The following is a 14,176-nucleotide window of genomic DNA, read 5'->3' on the forward strand; positions in this document are numbered from 1 at the left end:
AGGGACGCATGCCCACCACCCACCGGCCCGCCCGGCCCGCGAACCCGCCCCGCACGGCCGACGGGCTTCGTCTCCTCGCCGGTTCGGTACGCCACCGGGCCGGGCCGCTCGTCCTCGCCCTCATCAGCGGCCTGGTGTACCAGGTCGCGCTGATCGCGATGCCGTGGTTCATCGAGAACGCCGTGGACCGGGGCATCGTGAACGGCGGGCACGGCGCCCTGTGGGGCTGGGCCTCCGCGGTCGTGGCCGCCGGTGTCCTCGCCGCGCTGGCGGAGATGGCGCTCGGCTGGTTCTCCACCGTCTCCGGCACCTTGGAGGGGAACCGCCTCTACCTTGCGCTCGCGGACCGCGTGGCCGCGCTCGACGGCCACGTCCTGGACCGCTTCGGGGAGGGCGACCTCGGCATGCGCGGCACCCGCGACGTGGATCTGGTGCGCACCTGGCTGATGGGTTTCCCGTCCCTGGTCACCGGCGTCGCCGGATTCGTGCTGATGGTCGCCGCGATCGTGCGGCTGGATCCGCTGCTCGCGCTGGTCTGCCTGCTGTGCCTGCCGTTCCTGGTGTTCATCAACACCTACTGGTTCCCCAGGCGGTTCGGCGCCGCGAGCGCGGCGTTGTCGGCCGCCCACGGCGGCCGGGCCGACGCGGTCGAGGAACTGCTCTCCGCCAGCGTGGCGGTACGCGGTATCGGCGGCGAGGCCGCCCTGGTACGCCGGCACGACGCCCGTAGCGCGGAGGTCACCACCCACACCCTCGCCACCGCGCGGATCTCCGCGAACTGGGCGGCCCTGTCCCCGTTCGTCCCCGCCCTCGCCGTCGGCGCGGGCCTCGCCTTCGGCGGGCTCGCGGTGCTTCGCGGCACGATGTCCGTGGGCGGCATCGTCGCCTTCACCGGCTGGATGGGCATGCTCGTGATGTGGGTCGGCGTGCTCACCATGCGCCTGGGCCAGTTGAGCCAGGCCACCACCGCCGCCCGCAGGCTCCAGGAACTGCTGCTGCCCATGCCCGGCGAACGGGCCTCAGGCCGGACCGTCGCGCTCCCTGAAAGCGGCGTCCTGTCCGCCGAAGGCGTCGGCGTGCTCGCCGGGGGACGTACCGTGCTCCCGCCGATCGACCTCAGCGTCAGCCCCGGCGAGTTCCTCGCCGTCACCGGGCCCATGGCCTCCGGGAAGACCACCCTTCTGCGCGTACTCGGGCATCTGACCCACCCGCAGCAGGGCACGGTCCGTTTCGGCGGCGTCCCGCTCGACGACGCGGACCCCGGCCAGGTGCATCGGCGCATCGGTTTCGTCCCGCAGCGCCCGGTCACCATCAGCGGCACCATCGCCGACAACCTGGGGCTCGGCGCGGACCACACCGACGACGACCTGCACGCGGCGCTGCACGTCGCCGCGCTGGACGACCATGTCCGCTCGCTCCCCGATGGACTGCGCACGGAGGTCGGCGAAGGCGGCACCACCCTGTCCGGCGGCCAGCTCCAGCGGCTCGCCCTGGCCCGGGCGCTGCTGCGCCAGCCCGCCGTCCTGCTCCTCGACGACGTGACGTCCGCCGTGGACGCCACGACGGAACGGCTCATCGTCGAGCGCCTGCGCGCCTGGGCGGGAGCGACCGCCGTGGTCTGCGCCACGCACCGCCCCGCCCTCTTGGAGGCCGCCGACCGAATACTGGCGTTGCCGGACACGGCGGCGCCGGTCGGCGAGGAAGCGCGGGTGGCGTCCGGTGGCTGAACAGCGGCGGCTGTCGCCGTCCCCCGACCAGCGCCGCGTCCTGCGCCGCGCCTGGCCGCACGCCCGCGGGCACCGCGGCCGGATCGCGGTCGCACTGGCCGTCAGCGCCGCCGCCACCCTGACCACCGTCGCGGTGCCCGCCGTCGTCGGCGCCGGAGTGGACCGGCTGCTCGAAGGCGACGAGGGCGGGCTGCTGGCCGCCGCGGGCGGCCTGGTGGCGCTCGCGCTGCTGCGGCTGGTGCTGTTCCGGCAGTCGGAGATCCTGCTGACCGCCACCGGTGAACGGGTGGTGCGCCACCTGCGCGACCTCGCCGTCCGGGGCCTGTCCCGGGCGCCGCTGCGGTTCCTGGAGGCGCACCCGGCGGGCGACCTGCTGCGGCGTACCACGACCGAGATCGCCGACCTGGCCTCCTTCGTACGCGGCCAGCTTCCCGACGTGCTGAACGTGGCCGGCTACCTGGTCTTCACCTTCGTGCTGCTGCTCAGCCGGTCCTGGCAGCTCTCCTTGATGTTGCTGGTGGTCTACGTCCCCGCGATCCTGTGGGTCGTGAGCCGGTTCAAAAAGGCCGCGCCACCGGCGTTCGCCGCGGAGGCGACCGCCGCCGGCCAGGTCGCGGCCGGCTACCACGAGCTGGTCCGGGCCGGCGAACTGCTGCGCACCGGGGGCGGGACGGAGTTCTGGCGGCGGCGGTTCCTGCGCCAGAATGACGAGCGCTATCACGCGGCGCGGCGCACGCAGCGCAGCCTGTTCATCATCAGCCTGTCCCGGGTGGTGCAGGGGATCACGACGGCCGCGCTCCTCGGCCTCGGCGGGCTGCTCGCCTCCGGCCGCGTGGTCAGCGTCGGTGTCGTGGTGCTGTTCGTGCTGGCGACGCGCCAGCTCTTCGACTCCGCGACGCAGGCGTCCAACCTGGTGGGCCAGGTACAGCAGACCTTGACGGGCCTGGCCCGGCTCCTCGACCTGCTGGCCGCCACGGACGCGGACCCCCGGCGGGCCGCGGCCCCGAGCGCGCCGGCGCGTACGGCGGAGCGCGGCACGCTGGAGGCGCACGACGTGCACTACGCGTACGTCAACGGCGTGGAGGTGCTGCACGGCGTCTCGTTGCGGGTGACGCCCGGGGAGCGCGTCGGGCTGGTGGGCCCGACCGGCGCCGGGAAGACCACCCTCGCCAAACTCCTCGCCGGTCTCTACACCCCGGACCGCGGCCAGGTCCGCTACGACGGCGTGGACCTGCGCGAACTGGACCCGCTTGAGCTGCGCCGCCGCGTCGTGCTCGTGCCGCAGCGCGTCCACATGATCGCGGGCACCCTCCTGGACAACCTCGGCCTCGTCCCCGGCGACCCCGATGACCGGGCGATCCGCCGCGCCGTGGGCGACCTCGGCCTGACCGGCTGGGCGGACGGGCTCACCGGCGGGCTCGGTACCGAACTCGGCCGTGACCGAGCCCGCCTGTCGGCGGGCGAACTCCAGCTCGTCGGCCTCGTCCGGGCCGCGCTGCTCGACCCTGCCGTGCTCGTGCTGGACGAGGCCACCGCCGACCTCGACCCGGACACCGCGCACCGGCTCGAAACCGCGCTGGACCGGCTGCACGCGGACCGCACCCTGATCGTCATCGCGCACCGGGAGTCGACGATCCGGCGCCTGCCCAGGGTCGTACGGCTCGACGCGGGCGCCGCCGAGGCCCGTCCCGCCGAGCCTCAGCGGCGCCTGCGGAACAACATCCAGGCCAGGTAGCCGCCGCCGAGCACCGCCGTCGTCACCCCCACGGGAAGCTGCGCGTCGCGCTGGTTCTCCGCCACCAGGCTCAGCCAGGAGAAGACGTTCATGGCCTGGTTCGACACGACGTGGGCCGCCAGCAGCAACGCGGCCCCCATCGCGCCCGCCGCGGTCACGCCCACACCGGGGCCACGGGTCAGCATCAAGGCGAGCTGGGGCGCGACGAGCGCGACGAAAGGGATCGGCCCGGCGCTGGCCACCGCGACCCCGGCCAGGGCCACGCCCAGCAGGATCAGCCCCACCCGGGCCCGGTCCACCTCCACGCCGAGCGCCCTGGCCGCGTCGTCGCCCATCTCCAGCATGCGCAGTTGACGTCCCAGCAGGACGGCGATCGGGAACAGTACGGCGAGGAACACCGCGATGGTCTGCACAGAGCCCCAGGAGCGGCCGTGCAGGGTGCCGATCAGCCAGATGTGCGCGTCCTGTGCGAGGTGCAGGCGGGAGCGGGTGAGCAGGTAGGAGTTGACCGAACCGAGCATCGCGGTGACGCCCAGGCCGATCAGCACCAGCCGGACCCCGTGCGGGCCGCCCTTGCTGGACAGCGCGAACACCAGCGTGGCCGTCGCCAGCCCGCCCCCGATGGCGCCCGCCGCGGTCAGCGCCGCGCCGCCGCCGAGGACGATCGCCGTGATCGCGCCGGTCGCGGCTCCGCTGTTGAACCCGATGACGTCCGGGCTGGCCAGCGGGTTTCTGGACACGCTCTGGAAGATGCAGCCGCTGATGCCCAGCGCGCACCCGACGAGCAGTGCCAGTACGGCCTGCGGCAGCCGTTCGTGGTTCACGAAGTGGACGGCGAGCCGGTCGCCGGTGCCGTAGAACAGCGCACGCGCGACCTCCGCGGGGCCGACCGCGTAGGCGCCCGTGCACAGGCTCACCACCACCAGCAGGAGGATCACCGTCACCGCCGCCGCGCACACCGCGATGGCGCGGCGGTACACCCGAAACGACAGCCCCGCCCAGCGAAGCGTCCCGGGAGCGGCGGGCCGGGTCGCCCGGGAGGCCGTCACAGCGCCACGTCCTTGCGCCGGCGCACCATGGCGATGAAGAACGGCGCGCCGATCAGCGCCGTCACGGCTCCGACCTCCAGTTCGCCCTCGGGGAGCACGACGCGGCCGACGATGTCCGCGGCGAGCATCAGGATGGGGGCCAGGAGCATGCAGTACGGCAGCGCCCAGCGCAGGTCGGGCCCGGTCAGCCAGCGCGATATGAGGGGCACCACGAGCCCGACGAAGCCGATCGGGCCCGCCGCCGCGGTGGCCGCGCCGCACAGCAGGGTGACCACCGCGACCGTCCACGCGCGGGTGCGGGCGACGTGTACGCCGAGGCCCCGGCCCATCTCCTCGCCGAGCGCCAGGGAGTTGAGGGGCCGGGCGAGCAGCAGGGCCCCGAGGAGACCGGCGAGCACGAACGGCACCAGTTCCAGGACGAGTTCGGGACGGCGGCCCGCCAGCGAGCCGACCATCCAGAAGCGCAGGTACTCGTAGGTCGCGGCGTCGAACACCGTGAGCCCGGCGATGACGCCGCCCAGGCCGGCGCTGACGGCGGCCCCGGCTAGCGCGAGCCGTACCGGCGTGGGCCCGGCCCGGCCGGACGCCCCGAGGACGTAGACCACCACCCCGGCGACGGCGGCGCCGAGGAAGGAGAACCAGACCAGCGACAGGAAGTCGCCGAGCCCGATGACGCCGATGGCGAAGACCACCGCGGCCGAGGCCCCCGCGTTCACTCCCAAGATCCCAGGGTCGGCCAGCGGATTGCGGGTGAGGGTCTGCATGAGGGTGCCCGCGACGCCGAGCCCCGCGCCCACCAGCAGACCCACCAGCGTGCGCGGGAGCCGCAACTGGCGGACGACGTTGGCGACATGCGAGCCATCGTCGCGCCACAGCGCGTGCCAGACCTGCCCCAGGGAGGTGTCCTTGGTACCGATCCAGACGCTCAGCAGGACCAGTCCGCACAGGACGCCCCCGGCCACGAGCAGCCCGCCGCCGCGCAGCAGCGCACGCACGGCGGGCCGGCCCGCTTCCGGGGCGACACGGGCGGGGGCACGTCCGGTCGTGTGCATGACGACCCTTCACTCGGCCTACGTTAGGTAAAGCTAACCTTATTTACCGCGGCCGGCTGATCCATCCCCGCCCCCAGGCGCGACGGTTCGACTTCCCGGGCGACGCTGACTTCCTGGAAGACCTGGAGGCCCGGCGGCAACGCAGCGCCGAGCTGTCCTATGACCATCTGCGCGCGCACGTGGCCCAGTACTGGCACTCCTATCGTGAGCACCTGCCCGAGATGGTGGTGATCTTCCAGGCGTCGATGGCCGACCAGGCGTTCTTCGCGCGCTGGCGGAAGTTGCGCGACGTCGCACGGCGGGCGGCACGAACGAGCCCGCCTGCCCGGGCGTCTCGATCGGCCCTGCCTCCTCCAGCTCCCGGTAGACCCGGCCGACCGTGTTGACGGCCAAGCCGAGGTCGGCCACGGAGCGCGGGCTTGCGGCCAGGCTCAGGACCAGGTAGGCCACCGCGGCGGCGCGCCACGCATCCACCATCGACACCGGCCTGGCCGCCTCGTCCGTACGCGCCTTGCCCTGGAGCTCCTTCGGCGGCGTACGTATCGACGGGCTGCTCCGTCAGTTCAGAGGTGGGGTGCTCGTCGGTGGCCGGCGGTGGTGGGTGGCTTGCTGGTAGTCGAACCCGAGCCCGAGCAGGGTCGGCTCGCTGAACGGCCGTCCCAGTAGCTCGACTCCCACCGGCATGCCGTCGGGTGTGAACCCGGCCGGGATCGTCAGGGCGGGGAACCCGGTGTTGGCGGCGAGGAAGCAGATCCTGAGTCCCTCCTGAGGTTGCCCGATCAGCGCGGCCTGCTGTGAGACCGCTGGGTAGACCAGTGCGTCCAGGTCGTTGTTCTTCAGCAGCTCGTGGAGCAGCCGTTGCGCCTCCGCGCGCCGGGCCAGCCGCTGGTGGTAGGCGTCCTGCGGGCCGGTCGAGGTGCCCAGCCGCTCCTTGAGCCGCTTCAGTACCGTGGGCGTGACCTGGCCGGAGGTGACGATGTCGGCCAGGGTCACGATGTCGGCCGGTGGCTCCAGCCGGGCCAGTGAGCGCGGGAATCGTGTGCCCGGCGTCGCCAGGTAGCGGTTGAGGTCGCGTTCGGTCTCGTCGGCGAACACGCTGGAGGCGTCCACCGCCGCCATCAGCGCGGGTTGGGCCGGCAGATCGACGATGGTCGCGCCCTGCGCGGCCATGTCCTCGGCGGCGGCCCGGACCAGCGCCGTCGTCACCTGCGCGGGCCCTGACGTGCTCAGGTAGTCGGTGAACACGCCGATGCGGGCGTTGACCAGAGCGGTGTCGTCCAGTGCGGCGGTGTAGGTACGGGGTATGCGTCCGATGGACGCCTGGGTGGACGGGTCGTCCGGGTCGTATCCGGCGGTGGCGTCCAGGATCAGTGCGATGTCGCTGACCGATTTGGCCATGGGGCCGCCGACGTCCTGGGTGTCGGAGAGAGGCGCGATGCCGTCGCGGCTGGACAGGCCCTGGCTCGGCCGCAACCCGACCAGGCTGTTGTGCGCCGCCGGGCTGCGGATGGAGCCGCAGGTGTCCGAGCCCAGACCGGCCGCGCCGAAGCCGGCCGCGATGCCGGCGCCCGTGCCGCCGCTGGAGCCGCCCGGGTTGCGGGTCTGGTCGTAGGGGTTGCGGGTCTGGCCGCCGAGCGAGCTGATGGTCTCGACGCCGGAGGCGAACTCGTGCAGGTTGGTCTTGGCCACGATGATCGCGCCGGCCGCGCGCAGCCGCGCCACCTGCTCGGCGTCATCGGCAGGACGCCAGCGCCTCAGCGCCACCGAGCCGCTGGAGGTGGGCATGTCCTCGGTGTCGTAGTTGTCCTTGATCAGGAGCGGGATGCCGTGCAGCGGGCCTCGGACACTCCCCCGCCGGCGTTCGGCGTCGAGCCGGGCGGCATCGGCGATCGCCGTCCGATCCTCGCGAATGACCGCATTGACACCCGGCTGGCCGGCATACGCCTGCTCGTAGGCATCGATGCGGGCCTGGTACGCCTTGACCAGTTGGACCGAGGTGACCCGGCCGCTCGCCAGTAGTTCGCCCAGCTTGGTGGCGTCCAGGTCCACGACCCACCTGGCGATGTCGGCCGGTGCCGCCCGGGTGCCTGCGTCGCCGAGCGCGGCACCACCACCCGTCGCCGAGCCGAGCGCCGTCAGGACGACGACACCGGCCGCCAAGGCCGCTGCTCGGATGTGCCGGTTCCGCCTTCGTCCTGCCACATCGGCCTCCTCGGCACCGATCGGCGCCTCGACGTACAGCACGCGAGATGTGTGCTCGGCCCTGGAGAGCGTGAACGGCCGCTGACCGGGTCGCCTAGATTATGGCTCGCGGTGCCGGTGGCGGCTACCCACCGGAGGGGGCCGCGTCATTTGAGCCACGTCTCGACGCGTGAAGCCACCATCGCCCGGAAGTCGGGACACTCTTCGAGTGGCTCATGCGTGCACGTGAGCAGGTGGCTCAAGTACGTTCGGGCGGCGTTGAGCCGTTCGGCCTGCTCGTTGATGGCGTCGATCCGGTCTCGCACGGTGTGGTGCCAGTTCTTCCTCTCGTGTTCGGTGAGGACGGTCGCGATGTCGTCGATCGTCAGCATTCCGGTCTCGCGCCACAACTGGACCAGCGCGATCCGGCGGATCTGAGCGGCGTCGTAGAAGCGCTGCCCTTGCAGGCGGTGCGGGGTGACAAGCCCTTGGCGTTCCCAGTAGTGCAGGGTCGAGAACGGGATGGCGAAGCCGTCGGCGACGGTCCGGATCGGGACGATCTCCCCGTGGTCCGGCCTTGGGGGCGCTACCGGAGCAGGGGGCTGGTCGACCCAGACGAAACCTCGGCAGGCGGCGCGGATCTCGCGGCAGGCGGCCTGCCCTTCGATGAGGCCGAACCAGGTCTCGGCAAGGCCGGTCCACCGGTGTGCCGGAACAACGTGCACCCGGATGCGGGGGTACGCCGCCGCCCAGACGCGGATCTCGCGCGCCTGCTCAGGTTCGAGCGCAACGCACAACACGAGCCTGCCGCCGGCCTCCGGACGGGCGTGCGCGACGCGTTCGAGGAAGTCGAGGAGCCCGCTGCCCTGATGAGGCGTCGCGACCGGCCCTTCCGAAGTGCTCCGCAGCGCGGCCAGGAGGGCCGCGACACCGGTCCTGTGCGGGCCCGCCGACTCTCCGGCATCATCCTCCGCCCGCAGCACGATCGCGTTCCCGGACGGGCCGAGGTAGAGCCCGGCGACGTCGGTGATCCTCGCCACCAGTTCGGGGCTCGTGGCGAAGGTGAAACTTCCCGGGCCATGGGGGCGGACACCGGCCGCGTGCCACGCGCGTGCCACGGTCGCGGATCCGATGCCGAGGTGGGCCGCGAGCCGCCGGCTCGACCAGTGCGTGACGCCCAGGTCGGCGGGCGGTGGCCGCAGCGTCGCCGCGATGATCGCGTCATGGTCGACCTCGCGCGGCCGGCCCTGCCGGGGCCTGTCCTCCAGCCCGGTCAGCCCTGATCTCTCGTAGTGCCCGCGCCACTTGACGACGGTCTTCCGGGTCACGCCGAGCCGATCGGCGATGGCGGTGTTCGTCACCCCGTCGGCCGCCATCAGGATGATCTCGGCCCGTTGCGAGATCCGCGTGGGAATGCCAGGGGCGCCGGTCAAGGACGCCAGCCGTGCTCGATCGCCCTCACGCAGTACCAAGGCAGCGGCAGCCATGCCCCGACCCTCCGATCGTCGCCCGTGTAGTGACTAATGAGACGTACTTGGGAATTGCACTCAACCCAAGTTGAGAAGTAAGGCTTGGCTAACCATACCCGTGACGGTTGCGCACGGGCATTTTCGACGTCTTGGAGGGTGCGGTGTGTTGACAACCGGCGGCGTGATGGGCGCAAAGGCCCCCGCGCCTGATCACGGTCAAGGTGAGCCGGTCGGCCTGGGCTCGGTCGATGCCGACATGTTCGACCTGGTCGGCGGGAAGGCGGTCGGCCTCGGAGTGATGATGGCGGCCGGGTTCCCGGTGCCCGACGGGTTCTGCATCCCGACGTCCGCGTACCGGAAGTCCGTACCGCTCGATGACGTCCTGGACGAGTTCGACCGAGCCACCTCGGACGACGACCTGGTAAGGCTCGCCGGCGACGCACGCCGGCGGATCATGAGCTCACCGGTGTCACCAGAACTCGACGAGGCCGTCACGGCCGCCTATCGGCTGCTGGGCGAAGAGAAGGACGCGGCCGTCGCGGTGCGCTCGTCCGCCACGACCGAGGACCTGCCCGAGGCGAGCTTCGCCGGGCAGCACGACACCTACCTCGGCATCAGCGGGGTCGACGACGTGATGGACGCGGTCCGCCGGTGCTGGGCATCGCTGTGGTCCGACCGCGCGGTGCTGTACCGGGCGGCGAACGGCGTCGGCCAGCGCGACGCCGAGATCGCGGTGATCGTTCAGCTCATGGTCGACGCCCGGCAGGCGGGTGTCCTGTTCACCGTGGAACCGACGACGGAGCGGCGCACCGAAATGGTGGTCGAGGCGGTCGCGGGTCTCGGTGAGGGCGTGGTCTCCGGCACCGCCCGGCCGGACCAGTACCGGATCGGCCCGGGAGCCGCCACCGTCCACGGTTCCGGCGGGCTGGGGCGCGGGCAGCTCAGGGAGTTGTGGGCACTGGGCCGATGCCTGGAGGAGTTCTTCGGCTCACCGCAGGACGTCGAATGGGCGTACGACGCCTCCGGGCGGCTGTGGATCACCCAGTCCCGGCCGATCACCACGCTCTTCCCGGTGCCCGAGGCGGCTCAGGAGCAGCCACGGGTGTACTGGTCGCTCAACGCCTACCAGGGCCTGACCCAGCCGTTCACGCCGATGGGCGCGCACATGATCCGGCTGCGGCAGATGTCCTTCCAGCCGGGGCTCGCCGGGTCCGGCATCGCCGCCCGGATCCCCGGCGTGCACGGCTGGCTGTACTGGGACGTCACCGACGGTGCGTACAGCGAAAGCCGGCGCGCCCGGCTGGCTCACCTCATCGACGCCTTCACCGCCCCCGCCGGACGGGCGCTGCTCGACCACGCGGACGAACTGCGTCCGTCCTCGGGGATCGACCCGCTAGCCTTCGCCCCGCCCCGCAAGATCAGCGAAAGCCGGTCACGCACCCTCTTCGCGCTCGCCTTCCCCAAGCTCGCGCGGGCGAGCATCGTGGCCCGGTCGGAGAAACTGGTGCGACGGTACGCCGGTCCGGCGCGGGCGAGCGCGGAAGAACGGCTCGACTTCGTCGAAGCGGTCGCGGCCAAGGTCGCCCGCATCGAGCTGGACCTGCCGCACGAGCACGCCGGCCGGCGCGCGGCCGAGATCGGCGCGCGGCTCCTGTCCGGGGTGGCCGACCAGGCCGAGATCCACGCCGTCTTTCGCGGAGTTCCCGGAAACCCCACCACCGAGATGGACCTCGCCCTGTGGCGGCTGTCCCGCCGCATCCGCGACGACGCCGACTCCGTGGCGCTGTTCGCCGAGCTGCCGCCTGCGGAACTGGCCGTCAGGTACGCGAACGGGACCCTTCCGGACGTGATCCAGCAAGGACTGGCCCGATTCCTGCGAACGTACGGGACCCGGGTCCGCGCGGAGATCGACCTCGGAGTCCCCCGCTGGTCGGACGATCCCGAGCCGGTCTTCACGATGCTCGCCAACTACCTGCTGACCACCGACCCCGCCCAGGACGCCGAACGCCACTTCACCGACGCGGCCGGCGCGGCGGAGAAGCTGATCGGCGAACTCGGCCGGCGACTGCCCCGGTGGCACTTCCCGCGTGCCATGGCGGCCAGGTTCATGCTCCGCCGCTCCCGTGCGCTGCGCGGGCTGCGTGAGCACGGAAAGGTCTACCTCATGCGCGGATTCGCCCACGTCCGCGAACAGCTCCTGCTCATCGGCGAGGATCTGGTACGGCATGATCGGCTCGCCCGGCCCGAGGATGTGATGTTCCTCGTCCCTGCCGAACTGCGCTCGGGGCTGCGCGGCGAGGACCTCCGAGCCACCGTGGTCGAGCGGCGGGCGCGTTACGAGCGAGAGTGCAAGCGGCCACGGGTACCGTCGCTGGTCCTGTCCGACGGCCGGGCCCTCGAACCCCGCGGACGACCCGCCGAGGCCGGCAGGACCCTCCGCGGCCTGGCCGCCGCGACGGGCGTCGTGACGGCCACCGCGCGCATCGTCCACGATCCGAACACGGCGCGGCTCCGGCCCGGCGAGATCCTGGTCGTCGCCTCCACCGACCCCGGCTGGACCCCGCTGTTCCTCACCGCCGGGGCGCTGGTGTCGGAGACGGGCGGCCTCACCTCGCACGGGACCACGGTCGCGCGGGAGTACGGCATCCCCGCCGTCGTCGGCGTCAGTGACGCGACGCGCGCCATCCGCACCGGCGACACGATCACCGTCGACGGCTCGGCCGGCACCGTCTCCATCCACGACTGATCACCACGACTGAACGGAACGACCCCGGTGGACAACACGATAACGACGAGATCCGGCCCGGCCGGCGCCATGTCGCGAGCCCGGTTCGTGCGGGGTGCCGGCGCGCTGACGGCCGCCTTCGCGCTCGGCGCCTGCGGCTCGACCGCCCCGCGGGCGAACCCGGGCACGCCCCGGGTCGTCTCTCTCGGCTACATCAAGGACACCGACGCCGCGCTGGCCGTGGGTGTGACCCCCATCGCGATGCCCAGGCCGAGCGAACTCCGGGAACCGGAGCCGTGGACCCGGGCCGCGATCGCGGCGCTGGGCGGGAGCCGCCCGGAGTATCTCAAGGTCGACACCGAGCTGCCGATCGAACACGTCGCCGCCCTGCGACCCGACCTGATCCTGGCCACCGGCTACTACTCCATCGCCAAGTTCCAGGAGCGGCTTGCGCAGGTCGCCGAAGTGGTCCTGCCCGTGGCCGGCCCCAACCTCGATCCCTGGCAGGACACCGCGGTACGGATCGGGCGCGCACTCCATCGAGAGGCGGCCGCCGCACAGCAGGTCGCCGAGACGGAGACCGCGGTGGGACGGGCTCGCGACATGTATCCCCGGCTGGCCGGCAAGACGTTCACCTTCAGCTCCTACAGCGCCACCGGCGGCTTTTGGACGAAGAGTTCTTCCGAGGACGTCATCGCCCGCGGGCTGGCCGCCTATGGGATGAGCCTCGCCCCCGCCGTGGCCCGGCTGCCCCCGTCCGAGGTGCGGGGCATGTCCCCGGTCAGCAACGAGCTGGTCGATGTCCTCGACGCCGATGTGACCATCGTCGTCGCGCAGTCCGAGGAGGAGCGGCGCGCCTACGAGACCGGGCCGCTGTTCGCCGGCCTCCGCTCGGTACGCCGAGGGTCCTACCTGCCCATCGACCCGGCCGACGGCAAAGCGCTGGCCTTCCCCTCCGTGCTCTCCGTACGCCATGCGGCCGGCAACGTCATCCCCCGGCTCGCGGCGGCGATCCGATGACCCCCGCCGACGCGCACCGGCCGGCGCTGCAAGGCGCCGACAACTTCAGGGACGTCGGCCGCCCGGCCGGGTTCGGCCCGCGCCCCGGGCGGCTGTACCGCAGCGGCACCCTACAGGCGATCACCCGGCACGACACCCGCGTGCTGGCCGGGGAACTGGGCATCACGGCCGTACTGGACCTCCGGACGGCGGAGGAGAGCACCACCTACGGACGGCCCGTGCTCGGCCCCGCCACGCGCTACGCGAACGTGCCGTTGCACGACATCCACGAACTTCCACACGACACCGGAGATCTTCTCGGGCGCATCTACCGCGAGCACCTCAGGAACGACCCGAACCTTCCCGTCGCCCTGGATCTGCTGGCCATGTTCCTCTCCCACGGGCCCACGATCGTTCACTGTGCCGCGGGCAAGGACCGAACCGGAATGGTGACCGCCCTCGCCCTCGGGCTCGCCGGAGCGTCGCGCGACTTCATCGTCCACGACTACATGCTGAGCGGGCCCGAGATGCCCCGCGTTGTGAAGAGACTCCGGCGCCTGCCCCGATATCGCCACAACATGGAACGGCTGCCCGCGTCGATCTACGAATGCCGCAGATCCTCGATGCTGATGCTCCTCGACTCCATCGAGACCGAGTACGGGTCCTTCCACGGCTGGGCCCGCTCGGCGGGCCTCTCCCACATGACGGTGACGGCGCTGCGGGCCGCGCTCATGCCGGAACCGAGGATAGCTCACGGTGAGTGAGGGACCTCCGGCGCGGTCTCGGGGCGGCGGCGGGACGACGAAGAGCTTCAAAAAATCGGGTGTGACCATTCTCCGATGAGTGTGGTCTCAATCCATCGCCGCTCGAATCGATGCTCCACATCGATACTGAACAGGGAGTCTTTCGAGGTGGCCAGAAACGTCATCCCATCGGTCATCTCATCGAGCGATCCGGCCGCCAGAGCCGGCAGACCTCCAAGCGGCGCTCGCATGAAACCGACATCCGCGTGATCCATCATCAAGCAGAAACAGTCGCCCATTCCGGGGGTGGAGGCGGCGCGCCGGAGCACGTCTCTCAAGGCGGCGGAGTCGCTCCACGCTTGGATCACCCGATCGGGGTCACGCCCCATTTGGATGCATCGCGTACGCGGGTTCCACTTCAGGTCAGCGGCTGGACCAAATGGGTCTTCGACGACCACACCGCCCGGTCATCGGTGGTGAGCACCAGCTTGAACCG

General features: G+C 71.9%; 10 protein-coding genes. 5 read left to right on the top strand and 5 right to left on the bottom strand.

Annotated features, from left to right (window positions below; translation table 11 throughout):
- Positions 1-8: 8 nt before the first annotated feature.
- Together ACH34R_RS21730 and ACH34R_RS21735 are read left to right on the top strand one after the other, a co-directional pair.
- Positions 9-1,727 carry an ABC transporter ATP-binding protein gene (locus tag ACH34R_RS21730; protein WP_397563283.1) on the top strand — a complete coding sequence of 573 codons (1,719 nt, stop codon included), beginning with the start codon at positions 9-11 and terminating at the stop codon, positions 1,725-1,727.
- A complete protein-coding gene (locus ACH34R_RS21735) occupies positions 1,720-3,462 on the top strand; it encodes an ABC transporter ATP-binding protein (protein ID WP_397563284.1) in 1,743 nt (580 codons plus the stop codon). Before ACH34R_RS21730 ends, ACH34R_RS21735 begins: the two co-directional genes overlap by 8 nt.
- On the opposite strand, the gene ACH34R_RS21740 is transcribed toward ACH34R_RS21735, so the two are convergent.
- From ACH34R_RS21740 to ACH34R_RS21755, 4 genes are all read right to left on the bottom strand, one after another.
- Entirely contained in the window at positions 3,426-4,511 is a 1,086-nt protein-coding gene (locus ACH34R_RS21740) for a FecCD family ABC transporter permease (protein ID WP_397563285.1), read from the bottom strand. The two genes, ACH34R_RS21735 and ACH34R_RS21740, sit on opposite strands and share 37 nt — an antisense overlap.
- Positions 4,508-5,563, bottom strand: coding sequence for a FecCD family ABC transporter permease (locus tag ACH34R_RS21745; protein WP_397563286.1), 1,056 nt, complete (start codon positions 5,561-5,563; stop codon positions 4,508-4,510). The genes ACH34R_RS21740 and ACH34R_RS21745 overlap by 4 nt, the downstream gene beginning before the upstream one ends.
- A 558-nt stretch (positions 5,564-6,121) precedes the next feature.
- The gene (locus tag ACH34R_RS21750; protein ID WP_397563287.1) at positions 6,122-7,765 is read right to left on the bottom strand and encodes an amidase; all 1,644 of its coding nucleotides are present in this window, start codon (positions 7,763-7,765) and stop codon (positions 6,122-6,124) included.
- 146 nt (positions 7,766-7,911) lie between these two features.
- A complete protein-coding gene (locus ACH34R_RS21755; RefSeq protein WP_397563288.1) occupies positions 7,912-9,231 on the bottom strand; it encodes a helix-turn-helix domain-containing protein in 1,320 nt (439 codons plus the stop codon).
- Between the two features lie 145 nt (positions 9,232-9,376).
- On the opposite strand from ACH34R_RS21755, the gene ACH34R_RS21760 reads away from it, so the two are divergent.
- The 3 genes from ACH34R_RS21760 to ACH34R_RS21770 are packed head-to-tail and all read left to right on the top strand — an operon-like array spanning position 9,377 to position 13,701.
- Positions 9,377-11,959: a PEP/pyruvate-binding domain-containing protein gene (locus tag ACH34R_RS21760; protein WP_397563289.1), complete on the top strand. Its 2,583-nt coding sequence runs from the start codon at positions 9,377-9,379 to the stop codon at positions 11,957-11,959.
- A 27-nt stretch (positions 11,960-11,986) separates the two neighbouring features.
- Entirely contained in the window at positions 11,987-12,958 is a 972-nt protein-coding gene (locus ACH34R_RS21765) for an ABC transporter substrate-binding protein (protein ID WP_397563290.1), read from the top strand.
- Entirely contained in the window at positions 12,955-13,701 is a 747-nt protein-coding gene (locus tag ACH34R_RS21770; RefSeq protein ID WP_397563291.1) for a tyrosine-protein phosphatase, read from the top strand. The genes ACH34R_RS21765 and ACH34R_RS21770 overlap by 4 nt, the downstream gene beginning before the upstream one ends.
- A 47-nt stretch (positions 13,702-13,748) precedes the next feature.
- Here ACH34R_RS21770 and ACH34R_RS21775 read toward each other — a convergent pair whose 3' ends face one another.
- Complete coding sequence (locus ACH34R_RS21775) at positions 13,749-14,018, bottom strand: hypothetical protein (protein ID WP_397563292.1); 270 nt, start codon at positions 14,016-14,018, stop codon at positions 13,749-13,751.
- Positions 14,019-14,176 lie beyond the last annotated feature (158 nt).

The sequence above is a fragment of the Spongiactinospora sp. 9N601 genome (assembly GCF_044326295.1).
GTDB classification, from domain to species: Bacteria; Actinomycetota; Actinomycetes; order Streptosporangiales; family Streptosporangiaceae; genus Spongiactinospora; species Spongiactinospora gelatinilytica.